The sequence below is a fragment of the Aquimarina aggregata genome, from assembly GCF_001632745.1.
GTDB classification, from domain to species: domain Bacteria; phylum Bacteroidota; class Bacteroidia; order Flavobacteriales; family Flavobacteriaceae; genus Aquimarina; species Aquimarina aggregata.
Genome location: NZ_LQRT01000058.1, coordinates 334,537 through 355,092, shown reverse-complemented (window position 1 = coordinate 355,092; position 20,556 = coordinate 334,537). Strand labels below are relative to the sequence as shown.

Annotated in this window: 20 protein-coding genes; 19 read left to right on the top strand and 1 reads right to left on the bottom strand. The window is 32.2% G+C overall.

What is annotated here, in order from left to right; all coding sequences use genetic code 11:
• Positions 1–198 precede the first annotated feature (198 nt).
• The 19 genes from AWE51_RS24675 to AWE51_RS24585 all read left to right on the top strand — a co-directional run bounded on the left by AWE51_RS24675 (position 199) and on the right by AWE51_RS24585 (position 19,513).
• A complete protein-coding gene (locus AWE51_RS24675; protein ID WP_066319728.1) occupies positions 199–2,481 on the top strand; it encodes a TonB-dependent receptor domain-containing protein in 2,283 nt (760 codons plus the stop codon).
• 42 nt (positions 2,482–2,523) lie between these two features.
• Positions 2,524–3,636, top strand: a complete 1,113-nt coding sequence (locus AWE51_RS24670; protein WP_066319644.1) for a PQQ-dependent sugar dehydrogenase — start codon at positions 2,524–2,526, stop codon at positions 3,634–3,636.
• Entirely contained in the window at positions 3,637–4,104 is a 468-nt protein-coding gene (locus tag AWE51_RS24665) for a c-type cytochrome (RefSeq protein WP_066319641.1), read from the top strand.
• A gap of 237 nt (positions 4,105–4,341) precedes the next feature.
• Positions 4,342–5,160, top strand: a complete 819-nt coding sequence (locus tag AWE51_RS24660; RefSeq protein WP_066319639.1) for a hypothetical protein — start codon at positions 4,342–4,344, stop codon at positions 5,158–5,160.
• Between the two features lie 132 nt (positions 5,161–5,292).
• Positions 5,293–6,375 carry an anhydro-N-acetylmuramic acid kinase gene (locus AWE51_RS24655; protein WP_082832605.1) on the top strand — a complete coding sequence of 361 codons (1,083 nt, stop codon included), beginning with the start codon at positions 5,293–5,295 and terminating at the stop codon, positions 6,373–6,375.
• Between the two features lie 86 nt (positions 6,376–6,461).
• Positions 6,462–7,070: a uridine kinase gene (udk, locus tag AWE51_RS24650; protein WP_066319636.1), complete on the top strand. Its 609-nt coding sequence runs from the start codon at positions 6,462–6,464 to the stop codon at positions 7,068–7,070.
• A 130-nt stretch (positions 7,071–7,200) separates the two neighbouring features.
• Positions 7,201–7,467 carry an FtsB family cell division protein gene (locus AWE51_RS24645; protein WP_317041855.1) on the top strand — a complete coding sequence of 89 codons (267 nt, stop codon included), beginning with the start codon at positions 7,201–7,203 and terminating at the stop codon, positions 7,465–7,467.
• Positions 7,460–8,824, top strand: a complete 1,365-nt coding sequence (locus AWE51_RS24640) for a methylmalonyl-CoA mutase subunit beta (protein WP_066319631.1) — start codon at positions 7,460–7,462, stop codon at positions 8,822–8,824. Before AWE51_RS24645 ends, AWE51_RS24640 begins: the two co-directional genes overlap by 8 nt.
• A gap of 87 nt (positions 8,825–8,911) precedes the next feature.
• Positions 8,912–9,538 carry a hypothetical protein gene (locus AWE51_RS24635; RefSeq protein WP_147405081.1) on the top strand — a complete coding sequence of 209 codons (627 nt, stop codon included), beginning with the start codon at positions 8,912–8,914 and terminating at the stop codon, positions 9,536–9,538.
• 122 nt (positions 9,539–9,660) lie between these two features.
• On the top strand, positions 9,661–11,793 hold the full coding sequence (scpA, locus tag AWE51_RS24630; RefSeq protein WP_066319623.1) for a methylmalonyl-CoA mutase: 2,133 nt from the start codon (positions 9,661–9,663) through the stop codon (positions 11,791–11,793).
• Between the two features lie 73 nt (positions 11,794–11,866).
• Positions 11,867–12,748, top strand: coding sequence for an SDR family oxidoreductase (locus tag AWE51_RS24625; RefSeq protein ID WP_066319622.1), 882 nt, complete (start codon positions 11,867–11,869; stop codon positions 12,746–12,748).
• Positions 12,749–12,889: 141 nt separating this feature from the next.
• Positions 12,890–13,654, top strand: a complete 765-nt coding sequence (locus AWE51_RS24620) for a ParA family protein (RefSeq protein ID WP_066319620.1) — start codon at positions 12,890–12,892, stop codon at positions 13,652–13,654.
• Positions 13,655–13,660: 6 nt separating this feature from the next.
• Positions 13,661–14,569: a ParB/RepB/Spo0J family partition protein gene (locus AWE51_RS24615; protein ID WP_066319618.1), complete on the top strand. Its 909-nt coding sequence runs from the start codon at positions 13,661–13,663 to the stop codon at positions 14,567–14,569.
• Positions 14,559–15,197, top strand: coding sequence for a DUF5683 domain-containing protein (locus AWE51_RS24610; RefSeq protein WP_232517451.1), 639 nt, complete (start codon positions 14,559–14,561; stop codon positions 15,195–15,197). The genes AWE51_RS24615 and AWE51_RS24610 overlap by 11 nt, the downstream gene beginning before the upstream one ends.
• Positions 15,198–15,227: 30 nt before the next feature.
• A complete protein-coding gene (gene dapB, locus AWE51_RS24605) occupies positions 15,228–15,932 on the top strand; it encodes a 4-hydroxy-tetrahydrodipicolinate reductase (RefSeq protein WP_066319617.1) in 705 nt (234 codons plus the stop codon).
• Positions 15,933–15,983: 51 nt separating this feature from the next.
• Complete coding sequence (gene lepB, locus AWE51_RS24600; protein ID WP_066319616.1) at positions 15,984–17,555, top strand: signal peptidase I; 1,572 nt, start codon at positions 15,984–15,986, stop codon at positions 17,553–17,555.
• A 36-nt stretch (positions 17,556–17,591) separates the two neighbouring features.
• Positions 17,592–18,215, top strand: coding sequence for a WbqC family protein (locus tag AWE51_RS24595; protein ID WP_066319608.1), 624 nt, complete (start codon positions 17,592–17,594; stop codon positions 18,213–18,215).
• Positions 18,215–18,523, top strand: coding sequence for a DUF6122 family protein (locus AWE51_RS24590; RefSeq protein ID WP_066319606.1), 309 nt, complete (start codon positions 18,215–18,217; stop codon positions 18,521–18,523). The genes AWE51_RS24595 and AWE51_RS24590 overlap by 1 nt, the downstream gene beginning before the upstream one ends.
• 228 nt (positions 18,524–18,751) lie before the next feature.
• On the top strand, positions 18,752–19,513 hold the full coding sequence (locus AWE51_RS24585) for a M949_RS01915 family surface polysaccharide biosynthesis protein (RefSeq protein ID WP_066319604.1): 762 nt from the start codon (positions 18,752–18,754) through the stop codon (positions 19,511–19,513).
• Between the two features lie 14 nt (positions 19,514–19,527).
• On the opposite strand, the gene AWE51_RS24580 is transcribed toward AWE51_RS24585, so the two are convergent.
• A complete protein-coding gene (locus AWE51_RS24580; RefSeq protein WP_066319597.1) occupies positions 19,528–20,547 on the bottom strand; it encodes an endonuclease/exonuclease/phosphatase family protein in 1,020 nt (339 codons plus the stop codon).
• Positions 20,548–20,556: the final 9 nt, after the last annotated feature.

The following is a 20,556-nucleotide window of genomic DNA, read 5'->3' as shown; positions in this document are numbered from 1 at the left end:
AAACATAAGGTAAATTGCAAGCATCTGTGGTTGGCATTTATAAATCTGGTGTTTAAATTTATAAATGTAACGCGTCTAAAAATGTGTATTATTAACAAGTGTTATTAAAGTCATAAAAAAATCAATAAATCGTCAATACAATCATGTTTTTTAAAACCAATTGTCTTTTGTTTACGATATTTGAAAGAAAAAAAAGTCTTGAAAAAAACACTCTCATTTTTAATCCTCATCCTAAATTTATCTTTATACTCTCAAAATACAATTACCATAACAGTAGTCGATAGTGTAAACAACTTACCCATAAAAAACGTTACAATTACTAATATTGATTCGCAAGTAAAAAGTTACACCAATACGAATGGAACATCTATTTTGACCTCTTTTGGTATTTTTGACATTTCAAAAATTGGCTATAAAACCCAACGTTCTGAAATTAACAACACACAAAACATTACCATAAAGCTTGAGGCAGATACAACTACTTTAGACGAAGTAATAATCAACAATTTCTCGCTCCCTCTTCAATATAAAAATGCTACAGATGCAGTTGCAATAGTTAACTCTAAAGAAATTAACAGAGGCAATACTCTGGAGTTACACCCAATTTTAAACAAGGTGCCAGGTGTTTTTATGCAAAGTGGTACATTAAACACTAATAGAATATCCATACGAGGAATTGGCGCCCGAAATTTATTTGGTACTGCTAATATAAGAGCATATTTTGAAGATATTCCATTAACAGATGGTAATGGTGAATCTTCTATCGAAGACCTTGAACTTGCTGCTTTATCTAGTATCGAAATTCACAAAGGGCCTTCATCTAGTAGTTACGGTGTAGGTTTAGGAGGTACTATTTTATTAACATCACAATATGCCTATGCCAACACTACAGAAGGATCAATAGGAACGACAGTAGGAAGTTATGGTCTGATCAGAGTACTCGCTAAGGCCTCTGTTAGTGGAGGACGTTCTAATATCAAAATAGTTTATAGTAACAATCATTCAGATGGGTATCGCAATAATAATACGTATGACCGAAATACTTTCACAGCCACTTCTAGTGTTTACTTAGGAAAAAAAGATGCTTTATCTATTTTTGGAAGTGTAGTAAATCTTAAAGCGGGTATTCCTAGTTCTTTAAACCAAGAAGATTTTAATAATTCACCTAGACAAGCGGCTTTTACTTGGGGGCAAGCTCAAGGATTCGAAGATGTAGATTATGGGATCGCAGGAGTAACCTGGAAACATAATTACACTACAAAAGTATCTCAAAACACAAGTGTTTTTACTGCACTTAGAAAAAATTATGAACCTAGACCATTTAATATTTTAGAAGAAAAATCTAATAATTTTGGTATCCGTACCAGAATATTAGGAGAACACAAACTAGCTAGAAAAACTATAAACTGGACCTTAGGAGCAGAACTTTTTTATGAATCCTATAATAGCAAAACATTTGATAATTTATATCAAGATTTTCCGATTGGTACTGGAAGCGTACAAGGGGATCTTCTTTCAGATCTTGATGAAAAAAGATATTATTACAACTTTTTTGGAGAAACCAACTTAAACATTAATCAAAAATTAAGGTTTAATTTAGGAGTACATCTTAACCAAACTAATTTTGATATTGATGATCTATTTTTATCTGATGGAGAAAATAGTTCAGGTGAATTTGATTTTGACCCTATACTTTCTCCTAAAATAGGGGTGAATTACGCAATGAATACAAATATCACTTTATTTGGAAATATCGCCCATGGATTCTCTACTCCTACCGCATCTGAAACACTACTCCCTGATGGATTATTTAACGCAGATATTAAACCAGAAATAGGCTGGAATTATGAGGTAGGTGCACGATACAAGTTATTAAATGGTAAGTTATACGGATCTTTATCGTTATATACACTAAGAATTGAAGACCTTTTGGTAGCGCGTAGAACAGTAGATGATAATTTCTTTGCTATCAATGCAGGTAAAACAACTCATAATGGTCTTGAAGCAGAAATTAACTATACTGTACATACTTTTAAATCTTCTCAACTTAATTTCTTTATTAATGGATCTATTTATGATTATACATTTAAAGATTTTATAGATCTTGATAATGATTTCTCTGGCAACGATCTAACGGGTGTACCTTCTGAAGTTATAAACATAGGAATTGATCTCTATGCTGATAAAGGGTTTTACGGAAACTTAAATTTACAAACTGTGGGTGAAATCCCAGTCAATGATGCCAATTCTGTTCTAAGTGATGGTTATGAATTATTACATGGAAAAATTGGTTTTAGAAATGCAATAGGAAAACACTTTTTTTATGATTTCTCTGTAGGCGCTAATAATCTTTTGGATACGAAATACGCTTCACAAATTCAAATAAACGCCAGAGGTTTTGGTGGTAATGCCCCCAGATACTTTTATTCTGGTTTACCTTTTAATATCTATGGTGGGATTAACATAAAATATAGACTCTAAAAATATTTTCTTTGTATTTTTCTGCGATAAATAAAATCATCCATGAAATTCTTATCTTTTTTAATACTTTTAATCACAGTATTTTCGGCTTGCGCACAGCAAAAAGAAAATGATATTCTTATAGAAGCAGACCCTAAAAACTATACTACAGAACTAATAGTTCCAGAATTACAAATCCCATGGGGAATGACCTGGTTACCTGATGGCAGTATGCTTATTACTGAAAAAAGCGGAACGTTAATTCATTTTAAAAACAAGATCAAAACAACAATCTCTAATGTTCCAGAAGTCTATAATCGTAATCAAGGAGGTCTATTAGATATAGAATTACACCCTAAGTATCAAGAAAACGGATGGATTTACATAGCATACTCTTCTAAAAAAGGTACCGAAAAAGGTGGAAATACAGCTATTATTAGAGCAAAACTTGAAAAAAATCAATTAACAAATATTGAAGAATTATACAAAGGCACCCCTAATACAACCAAAGGTCACCATTTTGGTTCTAGACTAGAATTTGATACCCAAGGATACCTTTATTTTTCTATTGGAGATCGAGGAAATAGAGATGTTAATCCACAAGATATAACCAAAGATGGCGGAAAGATATATCGTTTACATGATGATGGCAGCATCCCAAAAGACAATCCGTTTGTAGATAAGAAAGGTGCTAAAAAAGCAGTTTTTTCGTATGGGCACCGTAATCCACAAGGAATGGCAATACATCCAGACGGTACAATTTGGGTTCATGAGCATGGCCCAAGAGGCGGTGATGAAATTAACCCTATTAAAAAAGGTCTTAATTATGGATGGCCTACAATTACTTATGGTATTAATTATAGCGGAACTTCTATCACCGACATAACAAAAAAAGACGGAATGCAACAACCCTTATATTACTGGGTTCCTTCAATCGCCCCCAGCGGTATGGATTTTGTAACTAGTGATATCTATCCCGACTGGAAAAATGACTTAGTAGTAGGATCATTAAAATTTCAATATTTAGAATTACTTGAATTAACTAATAATAAAGTTACGTCTAGAAAAAAACTACTGGATGGTATGGGAAGAGTACGTAACGTAAGACAAGGGCCTGATGGCTTCATATATGTTGCAATAGAAAATAAAGGTATCGTAAAAATAATTCCAAATTAGATGAAAAGACATATCAAAAGATTCTTAGTATTAGAAGTTTTAGTACTAATAGTTAGTATTTCTATTACTGCACAAAAAAGTGAAATTAGCACATTATCAACTTCGTTGTATTTAAAATCAGAAATTCAGGATGCAAAACTTACAGAAAGTATTGCTCGTGGTAAAGAGGTATATAGTGATTTTTGTATGCAATGCCATTTACCAGATGGAAAAGGAACTCCAAAAGTATTCCCTCCACTCGCCGGATCTAATTGGCTTATCGAAAAACGAAAAGAAAGTATTCATTCTGTAAAATATGGACTAAATGGTCCCATAACTGTAAACGGAGTTGCCTATAATAGTGCAATGACACCTCTAGGTCTTGAAGATGAGGAAATTGCTGATGTAATGAATTACATTATGAATAATTGGGGAAATACTCAAAAAAATATGGTTACCATTGAAGAAGTTACTGCAATAAAAAAGTAAGCTACGCGCTAATTATTTTTTATTAAAACATCTTTTTATCTCCTAATAAAATTGATTTTCTTAACTTTATACCTATTCAAGACCATAATAGTCGCCCCTCTTCTATTTGTGTTGATAAACACTTACTATATGGTATAACAATAACCAAATAGGTTACGTTAACACTATGTAATGTGATTAATATAATTCAATACATCGCACATTTTGTTTGGCTTTTACTAATTAATACTCAATCATATGAAATCCTTTTCATTTACTATAGTATTTCTTTTGATATACCATATTCATGCACAACAAAACGAAAGGAATTTTGTAAAAATCGAAGAATCCAATAATAATGGAGGAGTATCGCAATTTGTTGCTCCAAAATCAACTATTGGTTCTAAAATATATAAGTTTAAATACAGATCTGAATCTTATAAAGGCACAAGACTAGAAATAACATCAAAATTAAGAGCTCTAAAAAACGATTCGAAATTTGCTGGTATTCCTTCAGAAATAAAAACAGTACTTAATGAGCTTTTTAAAAACACAAAACATCAAGCGATCCCAAGACTATATAAAAAAAATGCGATCATCTTTCTTGACGCACTATACAGCTATGAAGAGTTTGTTATTGCCTATGACAATTCATTGCACGAAGTTGTAGGAAAAATAAAAACCGATATGCGTTATATTGATTTTAAATTTGAAAGACAATTCACAAAGGCAAAAGTAAAATTAGATCGTGTTATAAAAGAGAATCCAGAAAGCACTAAAGAAATCGATAGGCTTGAAAAAGATGCTCGTAATAGTTTGATTAAATTGATAAGTCACAGATGGATGAAGAAAAAATTTGAAACCTACAAAGGTATTGATATTGTAAAAAAACCAGATGCGCTTATCAAAGAATTTAAGGAAACTGAAGCTATGAATGCATTTAATTTATTTCAAGAAAAAGAAATTGAAAAAATGTCTCCTTATCTTGAAAATCAAATAATCGACTTTTTTTATAAAAAATCCATCCCCGAAATACATCCAGATCAATTAGAATTGAATTATATCGACAAAATATAGAACAGCTAGGTTCTCTAAAACAGTTTTGATGATGCATTCAATACTAAAACAATACAGAAGAAGACTCCTTTGACACCAGATCTTTCGTTCATATTTCTTCTTCAAAAAAAATTATAACCCTACTTCTACAATTTGAAAAATTCAAAAACATACAAAGTAATAGGTCTTATGTCTGGTACATCTCTTGATGGTTTAGACATCGCCTATTGCCATTTCAAAAAAGAAAACACGATTTGGCACTATTCTATCGAGAAAGCTATTTCAATAGAGTATACAAAAGAATTTAAAGAAAAATTAAAAAGCACTGTACATCTTGAAGCATCAGCATTATTGGCTTTCAATAATGAATATGGCATTTGGTTAGGTAGACAGGTCGACAATTTCATCACCACGCATAATTTAAGTGTTGATTTTATTGCTAGTCATGGTCATACTGTTTTTCATCAACCTGAAATTGGGTTAACTTATCAAATAGGTTCCGGACAACATCTTGCCAATAGTAGCGGTCAAAAAGTAATTTGTGATTTTAGAGTAAACGATGTCTCCTATAAAGGGCAGGGTGCCCCATTGGTTCCTATCGGAGACCTACATTTATTTAATGAGTATGATTTTTGCCTAAATTTAGGTGGTATTAGTAATGTGTCTTTTAGTAACAATCATAAAAGAATAGCCTATGATATTTCTCCTGTGAATATGCTTCTTAACTATATCTGCTCTAAAATAAACCTAGAGTACGATAAAGGCGGACAATTGGCTAAAACCGGACAAATAAATGTTTTATTATTAGAACGCCTTAATACATTAGAATATTATGATCTAAAAGCCCCAAAATCATTAGGCTATGAATGGTTTACCCAAAAAGTAATTCCTATAATTGATAACCCATCTGATACTATCGAAAATTTACTACATACTGCTGTTCATCATATAGCCACTCAAATTACAAATGACATCAAAAAAACCAAAAAAAATAGCTCAAAAGTATTAGTTACAGGTGGTGGTGCCAAAAATGATTTTCTAATAGAAGTTTTAACTCAGAAACTTAAGCCTTTTGCAACCGTTATTATTCCTGAAGACAAAATTATTGACTTTAAAGAAGCTTTAATTTTTGCATTTATGGGAGTATTACGAGAAAGAAAAGAAATAAATTGTTTACAATCCGTTACAGGTGCAACAAAAGATTCATCTTCTGGAGTAATCTATGAACCTTTGTAGTATGTGTTTCTAATAAAAGGAAAAACTCTAGAAGCAAAACTTTGAAACTCAAAAACAATCTCTAAATTTGCCAAAAATAAAAAGAAATGCTAATTATTGGTATTGCCGGAGGTACTGGCTGTGGAAAAACAACAGTCGTTAATCAAATTGTTAATGAATTACCAGAAAATGAGGTTTGCGTAATTTCTCAAGATTCATATTATAAAGATACAAGTCATCTCACGTATGATGAGAGAACAAAAATTAATTTTGATCACCCTCAATCCATTGATTTTGATTTATTAGCAGAACACCTTTCTAAACTAAGAAACGGAGAAACTATACAACAACCTGTATATTCTTTTGTTGAACATAATCGTACAGGAGAAACCATAAGTACATCTCCTAGTAAAGTAATTATAGTCGAAGGTATTTTAATTCTGACCAATCCGGAAATTCGAGATATTTTTGATATCAAAATATATGTGCATACCGATAGCGATGAAAGATTAATTAGAAGACTTAAAAGAGATATTGCAGAACGTGGGCGAGATATTGACGAAGTATTAGATAGGTATCAAAATACACTAAAACCTATGCATCAGCAATTCATCGATCCTACTAAAGAATTTGCAGATCTTATTATACCAAATAATCACTACAATAATGTAGCTGTTGATATTGTACGCACAATAATAAAAGAACGCTTGAATTAACTTTTGTACCTTTACATAAAACATTATCTCTCTTAGATTGAAGCTAAAAAGTTATTTACAGAAACTAAAAAACAAACCGGCTCTCATACCGATATTTGCTATATTTTTTAATAAATATGTGCTTATCATTTTGCTTTTTGTAATATGGATGCTGTTTTTGGACACCAATTCCTGGTTGATTCATAAAGAACTGGATCAAGAAATTCAAGAACTAGAAGACAACAAAAAGTATTATATCAAAGAAATCATTAAAGATCAGAAAGATATTAAAGTACTAAAAGATAGTAGTGAATTAGAAAAATTTGCTAGAGAAGAGTATTTTATGAAGCGCGACAATGAAGAAATTTACATTATAGAATACGAAGATAGTGTACCTAAAAACAAAAAAAATGACTAAATCCTTATTTGAAAGTTTTGATGAGGTTTCTGCAAAACAATGGAAACAAAAAATTCAATTTGATCTAAAAGGTGCTGATTATAATGAAGCCTTAATATTTAAATCCCTAGAAGGTATAGATGTTAAACCTTTTTATAATCAAGAAGATATAGCTAATATTGCTGATATCGAAAATCCCTCTTCTTGGAGAAATGCTATAAAAATATATGTTGAAAAAGCTTCTTTAGGAAATCAACAAGGGCTTAACAGAGTAAATAAGGGTGCAGAAAGTGTGTTTTTCGTAATTCAAGAAGAAGACATTGACCCAGACATACTATTACAAAAATTTTCTACTGAGATACCAATTTATATCCAAACAGAATTCTTATCCACTACCTATGCCAGGCAATTAGATGTTATTGCTAAAACAAGCGGCTTAAGTATTTATCTTTTAAATGATAACATACATCAATTAGCTAGCACAGGAAATTGGTTCCAAAATTTAAATAGCGATTTTTCTGCAGTAGAAGAAATTGCTAAACAATCCAATACTTTAAAGAGTACGATCAGCGTTGACCTTAGTTTATATCAAAATGCCGGCGCTACGATGGTTCAACAATTAGCCTATTCTTTAGCACATGCCAATGAGTATTTAAACTTTTTCAATACTAAAAATTTTAATTCCCTAGAGAATAACGAAATAGTATTTAAAGTTTCTGTTGGTGGTAATTATTTTTTTGAGATAGCTAAAATAAGAGCACTTAGACTTCTTTGGAGTTCATTATCTTCAGAATATAACGTTTTAGATTCTTGCCACATATTAGCTTTTCCTTCCCATCGTAATAAAACTATTTTAGATTATAATGTGAATATGTTGCGTACAACGACAGAATGTATGAGTGCAATATTAGGAGGTGCCGATACTATTCATAATCTACCTTATGATGACATTTATAATTTAGAAAATGATTTTGGCACAAGAATTTCAATTAACCAATTACTAATTCTTAAAAATGAAAGCTATTTTGATTTGGTAAATAATCCTGCTTCTGGATCTTATTACATTGAAACATTAACAAATCAATTAGCAGAAGAAGCGTTACTTTTATTTAAAAATCTAGAAAAAGGAGGCGGTTTTTTAAATCAGCTAAAATCAGGTAACATTCAAAAAAAATTAAAAGAAAGCGCCAAAAAAGAGCAAGAATTATTTGATAATAGTGAAATCGTACTGACTGGATCTAACAAATATCAAAACACTGAAGAAATACTTCCTGTATTCCAAAAACAAGTATTTCTTTCTAAAAATGTAAGAAAAACACTACTCGAACCCATAATAAAGAGTAGATTAAGTGAGATTATCGAGAAAAAATCACAATAAAACGTTAATATTTAAGAACTTATTGTTAACTTTGTTATATAATTAAAATTTTATAGCCTATACACTAACATTACTAAATCTAAATTAATGCCCCTTAAGATTAGATCTAGGATCATCGTCATTTGTTTGATAATATCCTCGCAACTGAATTATGCCCAAACCAAAAATTTCTGCCTTAGCGTAGATGAAACTGGTATTATTGAAAAGGCATATAAATCATTTGAAAATGATTTATTTACCTATTACAAATTTGGGAATGACTCTATAAAGACATATAGAACTTTTTTAGCAGAAGTTGCTAGTTTATCATTAGACTTAAGAAAGCTTCCGTCGACTAATTCAATTCAGTTAGCAAGAGAGTTTAAGAAAATTGCAAATAATAAAAATTCTCTTTGGATAAAATTAAGCGAATACGAGAATCAAGAAGCTACAAAGAAATCTGGTCCTTCTACTTCTGGTAAAAATCAAGAAGAAGTTTTAATTTTTAATTACAGAGGAGGCTTTATACAATGCTTAAAAAACACAAGTGACAGTGACGACTTCAAAGACATTGTAAATACTTTAGAAGAAGATGGAAATGTTAGTACTTCATTAATCTCACAAAGAATATACTATATACCAGATAAAGAGTTTTGCGCAATCGAAATCAAAAACTTTATCGCCTTTGACGTATATTACTCCATCTTAATGGTTATCGAAAAAGCGTTTGGATAGTTTTTTATGATATTCATATTAAAAACAGCAAATAGAATCCATTTTTTGAATAAAAATCATTTCTAAAACCTTAATTTTATAGCCTTGTTAATTTAACATGATTTAAAGTGAAGCTTTAAGTAATGAATAGAAAAGACATTCAAGGGATAGAATTACCCAAAAAATCAAAAGTCCACAGTACTCAAAAAAGTTCTGTTTTTACTACTTCCGAAGGAATAGCTATTAATTCATCTTATAATCAGGATGATATTAAAGATTTAGAACACATTAATTTCTCGGCAGGGCTACCTCCTTATTTAAGAGGTCCATACTCAACAATGTATGTTCGAAGACCCTGGACAATACGGCAATATGCTGGTTTTTCTACTGCAGAAGAAAGTAATGCCTTTTATCGCAGAAATTTAGCTGCAGGTCAAAAAGGACTTTCTGTTGCCTTTGATTTGGCAACTCATAGAGGATATGATAGTGATCATGAAAGAGTATTTGGAGATGTAGGAATGGCAGGAGTTGCCATTGATACTGTAGAAGACATGAAAGTACTTTTTGATCAGATCCCTCTAGATAAAATGTCTGTCTCTATGACAATGAATGGTGCTGTATTGCCTATTATGGCATTTTATATCGTAGCTGCAGAAGAGCAGGGTGTTTCAAAAAACCTTCTGTCTGGAACTATTCAAAATGATATTTTAAAGGAGTTCATGGTACGTAATACCTATGTATACCCTCCTACTCCATCTATGCGCATTATCGGAGATATCTTTAAGTATTGCTCTAAGAATATGCCTAAATTTAATCCCATCAGTATTTCCGGATATCATATGCAAGAGGCCGGCGCTACTTGTGATATAGAACTGGCATATACTTTAGCAGATGGCTTAGAATATATAAGAAAAGGAATAGAAGCCGGTATGGATGTTGATGCTTTTGCTCCAAGATTATCCTTTTTCTGGGCCATAGGGATGAATCACTTTATGGAAATTGCAAAAATGAGAGCTGCCAGAATGCTTTGGGCAAAATTAATTAAACAATTTAATCCGCAAAATCCTAAATCCTTAATGCTACGAACGCATTGTCAGACAAGTGGATGGAGTTTAACCGCACAAGACCCTTTTAATAATGTTGCTCGTACATGTATAGAAGCTAGTGCTGCAGCTTTTGGAGGTACCCAAAGTTTACATACTAATGCCTTAGATGAGGCCATAGCGTTACCTACAGATTTTTCTGCCAGAATAGCAAGAAATACTCAAATATATTTACAAGAAGAAACGCAAATAACTAAAACTGTTGACCCATGGGCAGGAAGCTATTATGTAGAATCTTTGACTAATGATATTGCCCAAAAAGCATGGGAACTTATTCAAGAAGTTGAAGAATTAGGTGGAATGACTAAAGCTATCGAAGCTGGTATTCCTAAAATGAGAATCGAAGAGGCTGCCGCTCGCAAACAAGCCAGGATAGATAGCGAACAAGATGTTATTATAGGCGTTAATAGATACGCTTTAGAAGAAGAAGAGGCTATTAGTACTTTAAAAGTTGATAATAATGCCGTTCGATCACAGCAAATAGCAGGTTTAGAAAAAGTAAAAGCATCAAGAGATAATGACGCTGTTCAAAACGCCCTACAAAACCTTACAAAAGCTGCAGTTAATGAAGATCAAAATTTACTAGAGTTAGCCGTAGAAGCTGCTAAATTAAGAGCAACTTTAGGTGAAATCAGTGATGCTCTAGAAAAAGAATTTGGAAGACATAAAGCGCAAATAAAAACATTTACAGGTGTGTATGCTAAAGAAATAAAAAATGATGAATCTTTCGAAAATGCTAGGAAGCTAGCCAATAAATTTGCCGAATTAGAAGGTCGTAGACCAAGAATTATGATTGCTAAAATGGGGCAAGACGGTCACGATCGTGGTGCAAAAGTTGTAGCAACAAGCTATGCTGATGTTGGATTTGATGTAGATATTGGACCACTGTTTCAAACTCCATCTGAAGCAGCAAAACAAGCTGTAGAAAATGATGTACATATCGTAGGAGTCTCCTCTCTTGCAGGAGGACACAAAACACTTGTACCTCAAATTGTGGCAGAGCTTAAAAAATATGGTCGAGAAGATATTATGGTTATAGTAGGAGGAGTAATTCCTCCTGATGATTATGAATACTTATTTGAAGCCGGAGCAGTAGCTATATTTGGACCTGGAACAAAAATTAGTGATGCAGCAATTACAATTTTAGAAATTTTAATCTCAACCTTTGAATAAAAAATACTATGCACGCATAGTATATATAAAGTATTAATTGTAACTTTCACCAAATATTGACAATCATTCACTTATGAGTTATACAGACAAAATGCTTCGCGATGGGGCTCTAGAAGGAAAAAATATAGTTGTTACCGGTGGCGGTAGCGGTTTAGGAAAATCAATGACAAAATATTTCCTTGAACTCGGGGCTAAAGTAGCCATAACATCCAGGAATCTGGAAAAATTAGAAAACACTGCGAAAGAACTCGAAGCAGAAACAGGAGGTACCTGCTTAGCTGTGCAATGTGATGTAAGAGAATATGATCAGGTTGAAGCAATGAGAAATAAGGTTATTGAAACTTTTGGTACCGTAGATGTACTACTTAACAATGCAGCAGGAAACTTCATCTCCCCTACAGAACGATTATCACATCGCGCTTTTGATATTATTATTGATATTGTATTAAAAGGAACTAAAAATTGTACGCTAGCTTTCGGAAAACACTGGATAGATACGAAATACACTAATACCTCTGTACTTAACATAGTTACTACCTACGCATGGACAGGTTCTGCATATGTTGTTCCAAGTGCTACTGCAAAAGCTGGTGTTCTGGCAATGACAAGATCCTTAGCTGTTGAATGGGCAAAATACGGTATGCGTTTTAATGCTATTGCTCCAGGTCCTTTTCCTACCAAAGGTGCTTGGGATAGATTAGTACCCGGTGACTTGGCCGAAAAACTCGATTTCGCCAAAAGAGTACCATTAAGCCGTACAGGTGAACATCAAGAACTTGCAAACCTTGCCGCTTATCTAGTATCCGATTTTTCAGCCTATGTAAACGGAGAAGTAATTACAATAGATGGTGGTGAGTGGATCAAAGGAGCTGGACAATTTAACCTGTTAGAACAAGTACCCGAAGAAATGTGGGATCAATTGGAAGCAATGATACGTGCTAAGAAAAATAAATAACTATTTATTAACAATTCATAAAGTACACTAGACCATTCCTAAAGGGGGATGGTCTTTTTTAATTTCAACTGTTAACATTTTTCATTTTTATAATATATAATTAATTGTATTTTTATCGCTTGTAAATCCAAATCTTCCCCTATGGGTAAAATAATAGCAATTGCCAATCAAAAAGGTGGTGTAGGTAAAACTACTACCTCAGTTAATTTAGCAGCTTCTTTAGGTGTTCTAGAGAAAAAAGTATTACTTATCGATGCAGATCCGCAAGCAAATGCAACTTCGGGACTGGGATTAGATGTTGATACCATAGAGAAAGGTACATACCAAATTCTGGAACATACAGTAAAAGCAGAAGATGCAATTCTGGAAACTAGTGCCCCTAATGTAGATATTATTCCTGCGCATATTGATTTAGTTGCAATTGAGATTGAACTTGTAGATAAAGATTCTAGAGAGTATATGCTAAAAAAAGCAATGGACAATCTAGTATCTAAATACGATTACATTCTTATTGACTGTGCTCCTTCTCTAGGATTGTTAACACTTAATGCTCTAACAGCAGCTAACTCTGTTATTATTCCTATACAATGTGAGTATTTTGCATTAGAAGGATTAGGAAAACTATTGAATACTATTAAAAGTGTACAAAAAATACATAATAAAGAATTAGATATAGAAGGATTATTACTTACAATGTATGATTCTCGATTAAGATTATCAAATCAGGTAGTAGAAGAAGTACAAAAGCATTTTAGCGAAATGGTTTTTAAAACCATTATACAAAGAAATATAAGATTAAGTGAAGCTCCTAGCTATGGTGAGAGTATAATTAATTATGACGCCGCTAGTAAAGGAGCTAGTAATTACTTAAGTTTGGCTCACGAAATTATTAAGAAAAATAGTTAAGGATTCATGGCGAAGGCAACAAAAAAACAAGCATTAGGAAGAGGTTTATCAGCACTTTTAAAAGATCCCGAAAATGATATAAAATCGGTTGAAGATAAAAATGCAGATAAAGTAGTGGGTAATATTATCGAATTAGAACTCGAGAGTATAGATGTTAACCCATTTCAACCACGTACTAGTTTTAATGATGAAACTCTTAGAGAACTTGCAACCTCGATAAAAGAAGTTGGCGTTATCCAGCCCATAACGGTTAGGAAATTAGATTTTAACAACTTTCAATTAGTCAGTGGAGAAAGACGATTTCGTGCATCTAAATTAGCTGGATTAAAAACAATTCCTGCCTATATCCGTATTGCTAACGACCAAGAGTCTTTAACAATGGCTTTGGTAGAAAACATCCAAAGACAAGATTTAGATCCGATCGAAATAGCATTATCTTATCAAAGACTTATTGACGAAATTAGCTTAACACAAGAGCAGCTAAGTGATCGCGTAGGTAAAAAAAGATCAACTATAGCCAATTATCTTAGATTATTAAAATTAGATCCAATAGTACAAACAGGAATGCGTGATGGATTTATATCTATGGGGCATGGACGCGCACTTGTTAATGTTGACGACCAACAACAACAGCTTGAAATATATGAGAAAATTATAGGAAATTCTCTATCTGTTCGTAACACTGAGAGTTTAGTACGGTCTTTAAATAACAAAACTGAAATTTCTGATACCGGAAAACCCGAAAGTTCAGCTGCTCCCAAATATATTTTAAAAGGAGTTAAAGAATTTTCTGAGTACTTTGGTGCTAAAATTGATGTAAAAGTGACTAGTAAAGGAAGTGGTAAGCTCATTATACCATTTTCTTCGGAAGAAGATTTTAAACGTATTAAGAAACTCATCGATAGTGAAAATTAAATGTTGCTATATCATCCTATTTTTTATACTTTTTTCATTTCAAAGTATACATTCACAGGAAAATGACGAATTAAAGGTCACCTCCGAGGAAGTGGCTGTAAAAAAGAAAAAAAGAAAGAGAAAAAAAGAAAAGAAAAGAAATAAGGTTCGTCCATATGAACCATTAGCACCAGCTAGAGCAGCATTTTACTCTGCAGTACTTCCTGGTTTAGGACAGATTTATAATGGAAAAGGATTGTACTGGAGGTTACCAGCAGTTTACGGAGCAATTGGAACAGGCATTTATTTCTACGTTCAGAATAACAATAGATATAATGAATTTAGAGACATCTATAAACGTAGACTAGCAGGGTTTACAGATGATCGATTTATAGATCAAACTACAGGAGAAATATTAGTTTCTAATGATCAATTAATTGATGTACAAGATCGATTTAGACGTGAACAAGAATTATCATTACTTTTAACTGTAGCGGCATATCTTTTAAATATTGTAGACGCAAACGTAACCGCGCATTTACAACAATATAACATTACAGATGATTTATCTTTTAAACCTAAAGTAAACTTCGAAGAATTTAATTCTACTGGACTTAACTATGGAGTTTCGTTAAATTATAGTTTTTAAAAGAATATATTAGACAATAACCACCAAAACATGAAAATTGCACTATTAGGTTATGGCAAAATGGGTAAAACCATAGAAAAAATTGCTACAGAAAGAGGCCATACCATTATACTTAAAGTAGATAAAGACGATAACGATTACGACCTTTCAGAAGTCGATGTTGCTATAGATTTTAGTATCCCCTCTGCTGCCGTACAAAATATTACTAATTGTTTTAATACCAATACTCCAGTTATTTCAGGTACTACTGGATGGCTAGATCAATATGAAAATATGGTTGCACTGTGTAATGAAAAAAAAGGTGCATTTATTTATGCCTCTAATTATAGCCTGGGAGTTAATCTTTTCTTTGAGCTCAATAAAAAATTAGCCAAAATGATGAATCCTTTGGATACTTATGGGATCACTATGGAGGAAATTCATCATACTCAAAAATTAGATGCCCCAAGTGGCACTGCTATTACTCTTGCAGAAGGAATTATTGAAAATAGTAACAAGAGTGCATGGGAATTAGATAATGGAAATGCAAATGGCAATACAATTCCTATTACTGCAAAAAGAATAGAAAATGTTCCAGGTACGCACACCGTTTCATACACTTCTGAAGTAGATGATATAGAAATTAAGCATACTGCACATAATAGAAACGGATTTGCATTAGGAGCCGTTGTTGCCGCAGAATGGATAAAAGACAAAACTGGTGTTTTTAACATGAAAGATGTTTTAGGGCTCTAAAAGTGTAACACTTTACGAATAAAAAATACTTATACTACAAAATACAATAAGATGACACTTACAGAATGGTTTATTTTTTTCCTGATAGTACAGGTAATTCATTTTTTAGGAACATGGAAGTTATATGTAAAGGCCGGTAGAAAAGCTTGGGAGGCTCTTGTGCCTGTATATAATGCTGTGATCTTAATGAAAATCATAAATCGACCATGGTGGTGGGTAATTTTACTTTTCATCCCAGTAATTAATGTCATTATGTTACCTGTTCTTTGGGTAGAAACTATTAGGAGTTTTGGTCAAAACACTACAAAAGATACTATTCTTGTTGTGGTAACACTTGGATTCTATATTTTTTACGTAAACTACATGTTAGATGTAAAATATATTGAAGATAGAGACCTTAAACCTACAACAGCTAGCGGAGAGTGGACGAGTTCTATTTTATTTGCAGTAGTAGCCGCTACTATTGTGCATACCTATTTTATGCAACCTTATACGATACCAACAGGATCTCTAGAAAGAACATTATTAGTAGGTGATTTTTTGTTTGTAAGCAAATTTCATTATGGAGCACGAACTCCTATGACGGCAGTTTCATTTCCGATGGTGCATGATACTATTCCTGTTGTCAGAAAAAAATCGTATTTAAGCAAACCGCAGTACCCATATTTTAGACTTCCTGGGTTTCAGAAAGTAAAACGTAATGATATTGTAGTATTTAGTTGGCCAGTAGATACCGTAAGTAAATTTAGAGATCAATCAAATCTAGGTCACTACAAACCCATCGATAAAAAATCAAATTATGTTAAACGTTGTGTCGGAGTACCAGGCGATTCATTAGCGGTAATTGATGGTTATGTGCATATTAACGGGCAAAAAAATCAATTACCAGATCGTGCACAAGTACAGTTTTCTTATGAAGGAACTGTAAAAAACAGAAATTTTAATCCACAAAACCTGTACAATCGTTATAAAATAAAGCCAAATGAGTTTGGATTCGTTAGTAATACAGAGTTTCGAGCGGCGGGAATGACTAATGATGCTGCTAAACAGTTTAAAAACCATCCAAACGTATCTAGCATACAACGAAGTATCAGTCCGAAAGGCCAAAAAGAATTTGGAATTTTCCCTAACAATGGAAAAGTAAATTGGAACAGAGACAATTTTGGAGCAATCTATATTCCTGAAGCCGGGAAAACAGTAAAAATGAATCTTAAGAGCTTTTCTTTGTACAGAAGAATTATTGAAGTGTACGAAGGTTCAGAACTAGGAATAGATAATAAATTATCTGTAAACGGCACCCAAATATTACTTAACGGAAAACCAATAGATAGTTATACTTTTAAACAAGATTACTACTGGATGATGGGTGATAATCGTCATAATAGTGAAGACAGTCGTGCATGGGGGTATGTGCCCGCAAATCACATTGTAGGTAAACCTGTATTTGTATGGTTTAGCTGGGATACAAATGCCAAAGGATTATTTAATAAAATTAGATGGGAACGTATGTTTACTACAGTAGGTGGTAGCGGAAAAAGTGTTTCTTATTTCAAATATTTCTTAATTCTTTTGGTAGGTTGGATTATTTATGGTCAATATCGTAAAAGAAAGAAAAATGCTTAGTAAAGCATATTGTTATCTAAAATTTGATTTCTAAAATTGAAGACTACTCTACTTCACCCAATGTATTTCGGATCTATAGCGCAGTTTGTGGCTATAGCACAAGCTGAAAATGTTGTTTTTGAGAATGAAGATAATTTTCAAAAACAAACGTATAGAAACCGAACTTATATTTATGGAGCTAACGGAAAACTATTATTAACAGTACCTATAAAGCATTCTGGTAAAGAAATCAGGCAGCACTATAAAGATATTCGCATCGAAAACGATTTTGAATGGCAACAATTACATTGGAAATCTTTAGAAACGGCTTATAGAACCTCTCCCTTTTTTGAATATTATGAAGATGAACTCGTTTCTCTTTTTCAAAAAAAGAAAGAATTTCTTTTAGATTTTAATTATGAATGTATGCAGATTCTTTTTGATTGCCTGCAATTAGATATTTCATTTTCTAAAACAAAAAGCTATCACAAAAATCCCGAAAATCTTATTGATCAGCGACAACTTGTAAATGCACGAAGAGAAAATGAATATCCTTTAGAGTCGTACATTCAAGTTTTTTCAGAAAAATATGGTTTTCTACCTAATCTGTCGATTCTTGATTTATTATTTAATGAAGGAACCAACGCTTTGACTTATCTGGAGCATCAAGTTATTTTTTAATGGTTCGACCCATACTGCATTACGGATTACATCTTGCGATACCATTGGTGATAGCCCTCTTATTATTTCCAAAACAATGGAAAAAAGTATACTTTATTTTTATAGGAGCTATGCTTATTGATTTAGATCACCTACTAGCCCATCCTATTTTTGATCCCAATCGCTGTAGCGTAGGATTTCACCCTTTACATAGTTATTATGCCATCTTTATATATTGTATATTGTTGTTTTTCAAAAAAATCAGAATAGTTGGTATAGCCCTTCTGTGGCATATAGTTGTAGATCAGGTCGACTGTTGGATGATGTAACAAATTGTCAACTTAAATTAGTAACAAATCAACCGTTTTGACAACACAATTCACAATAAGTCAACGTTATTTCACACACAAGTTTATCAAGTATTGAGTAATTTTAAAAACCCAATCACCGTAATTTCAGATTTCAATAAAGGTTATATTCAGCATATTTAGGAAATATTGATTACATTTAGTATTCAACTAATATTACTAAGTCTATTTTTAATCAATTTTTTATCTATGAATAAACTTATACTTTCTGTTTTAATTCTAGCGTTATTTTCTTGTGGAAAACAATCCAAAGAACCTAAAAAAGAAGAACAACAACCTATTGCTATTATCGATCTTAAAAGAAATGACCCCATTACGATCAATCCAGAACTAATACATAAACTTTCAAAAAAAGAGATCACTAAAACCTTTACAAAAAGAATAAAAAAAAAGGTAGGGGCCGAGTTTGAAATTTATCAAGCCTATTCTTACAATGATCAATCAGAACAATACTACTTACTCTTATTAGAAGATTTCAAAGGAATAAGTGAGGAAAATGATACTTTGAATAATCGAATACAGGCACTTAGACTAAGTTATAAAGATAAGCAGTTCAAAAAAAAATCTTCTATTAAGGATGATATAGATCAAGATTGGGAAACTTCAATCGATTTTTGGAACAATTACACCGAATTATCAGACATAGACAATGACGGCTTGACTGATCTTATATTGGTTTATGGTACCAAAGGACAAGATGGATACGTAGATGGTCGAGTTAAGATCATGATATATCATAATAAAAAAAGAGTAACTATAAGACATCAAAACAGTGGTTCTAGTGATGGGCGACTAACCAAAATAAACAGTAAATTTTATACCTTACCTGTAGAGATTCAAAAAGCAGTAAAAGAAAAGATTCAAAAAATGATCAAAAACAAACATGCTGCTTTTGCTGGAGATTGGGAAAAAGAAATGTCAAAAGAAGCTACTAGGCTAGAAGAGAAATAATATTTCGATCAAACCTAATTCAATCGCATTTTTGTACTAATTGGATAATGATCAGAAAAATTCACATTAAAATTCTCAAACATTAACACTTCATAATCTTCAGGGATTAAGATAAAGTCTATACGTACAGGAAAAAGTTTAAATTCAAACGTTTTGCCAAATCCTTTTCCTGCAATCTTAAACGTGTCTTGCAAATTTTCTGAGGTAACCTTATTGTAGACATAAGAATAAGCAGTATTGTTAAAATCACCCATCACTATATTTTTGTATGGTGATTTTTGCATATGTGCTAGTAGTATTTCCATTTGTTCTTGTTGCTTCACAAAAGAAATTTGTATTCTCTTTACTAGCTTTTGAGAAGCTTCTTTTGTTAACCCATCTGTTTTTGGATTTATTTTATGAGATTGTAGATGTACATTATACACTCTCACGGTATCCGTATGAATTACGATATCGGTATAGATCGTATTATTAGCAGTTTTCTTAAAATGCAATGAGCCTTTTTTTATAATCGGAAATTTTGAAAAAACCGCCAAGGCTAACTCTCCGTTATCGTTATTAAAATCTTGATATTTATAGGGGTATTGATCAAAATTAATATCAGGATTATTATAAAACTCCTGCGCACAAAATATATCTGGATTTTCTTTATGTACTAATTTCGAAATGTCTTGGGGTATGCTTTCTGAAGGTATCCAATCAAAACGGTTAAAGCTATGTACATTATAACTCATTAATGATATTGTATTATCGGCTTCATCGGTAGACTTACCCCTTATTTTATACAGTGATGAAACGTGTGATACTCCTATAATTAAAACAACAAGGGAAAGAATTCCTTTTTTATTTAACAGAATAAGCCAATATAATAAGAATAGCACATTTATTACAATAAGAATAGGCACTGCCAAGCTTAAAACAGATAATAACGAAAAAGTTTTAGGAGAAACATAAGGCAACAAGTACGATAGCAACAAGGCAAAAGCTGCTATAGAATTCATCACAAAGACGATCTTATTGATTATTTTCCTCATGTTTGCTTA

Excerpts from the sequence above, each read along its gene's own strand:
- AWE51_RS24670 (WP_066319644.1), top strand. The coding sequence starts at position 2,524 with ATGAAATTCTTATCTTTTTTAATACTTTTAATCACAGTATTTTCGGCT.
- AWE51_RS24665 (WP_066319641.1), top strand. The coding sequence starts at position 3,637 with ATGAAAAGACATATCAAAAGATTCTTAGTATTAGAAGTTTTAGTACTA.
- AWE51_RS24660 (WP_066319639.1), top strand. The coding sequence starts at position 4,342 with ATGAAATCCTTTTCATTTACTATAGTATTTCTTTTGATATACCATATT.
- udk (WP_066319636.1), top strand. The coding sequence starts at position 6,462 with ATGCTAATTATTGGTATTGCCGGAGGTACTGGCTGTGGAAAAACAACA.
- AWE51_RS24640 (WP_066319631.1), top strand. The coding sequence starts at position 7,460 with ATGACTAAATCCTTATTTGAAAGTTTTGATGAGGTTTCTGCAAAACAA.
- AWE51_RS24635 (WP_147405081.1), top strand. The coding sequence starts at position 8,912 with ATGCCCCTTAAGATTAGATCTAGGATCATCGTCATTTGTTTGATAATA.
- scpA (WP_066319623.1), top strand. The coding sequence starts at position 9,661 with ATGAATAGAAAAGACATTCAAGGGATAGAATTACCCAAAAAATCAAAA.
- AWE51_RS24625 (WP_066319622.1), top strand. The coding sequence starts at position 11,867 with ATGAGTTATACAGACAAAATGCTTCGCGATGGGGCTCTAGAAGGAAAA.
- AWE51_RS24620 (WP_066319620.1), top strand. The coding sequence starts at position 12,890 with ATGGGTAAAATAATAGCAATTGCCAATCAAAAAGGTGGTGTAGGTAAA.
- AWE51_RS24615 (WP_066319618.1), top strand. The coding sequence starts at position 13,661 with ATGGCGAAGGCAACAAAAAAACAAGCATTAGGAAGAGGTTTATCAGCA.
- dapB (WP_066319617.1), top strand. The coding sequence starts at position 15,228 with ATGAAAATTGCACTATTAGGTTATGGCAAAATGGGTAAAACCATAGAA.
- lepB (WP_066319616.1), top strand. The coding sequence starts at position 15,984 with ATGACACTTACAGAATGGTTTATTTTTTTCCTGATAGTACAGGTAATT.
- AWE51_RS24590 (WP_066319606.1), top strand. The coding sequence starts at position 18,215 with ATGGTTCGACCCATACTGCATTACGGATTACATCTTGCGATACCATTG.
- AWE51_RS24585 (WP_066319604.1), top strand. The coding sequence starts at position 18,752 with ATGAATAAACTTATACTTTCTGTTTTAATTCTAGCGTTATTTTCTTGT.
- AWE51_RS24580 (WP_066319597.1), bottom strand. The coding sequence starts at position 20,547 with ATGAGGAAAATAATCAATAAGATCGTCTTTGTGATGAATTCTATAGCA.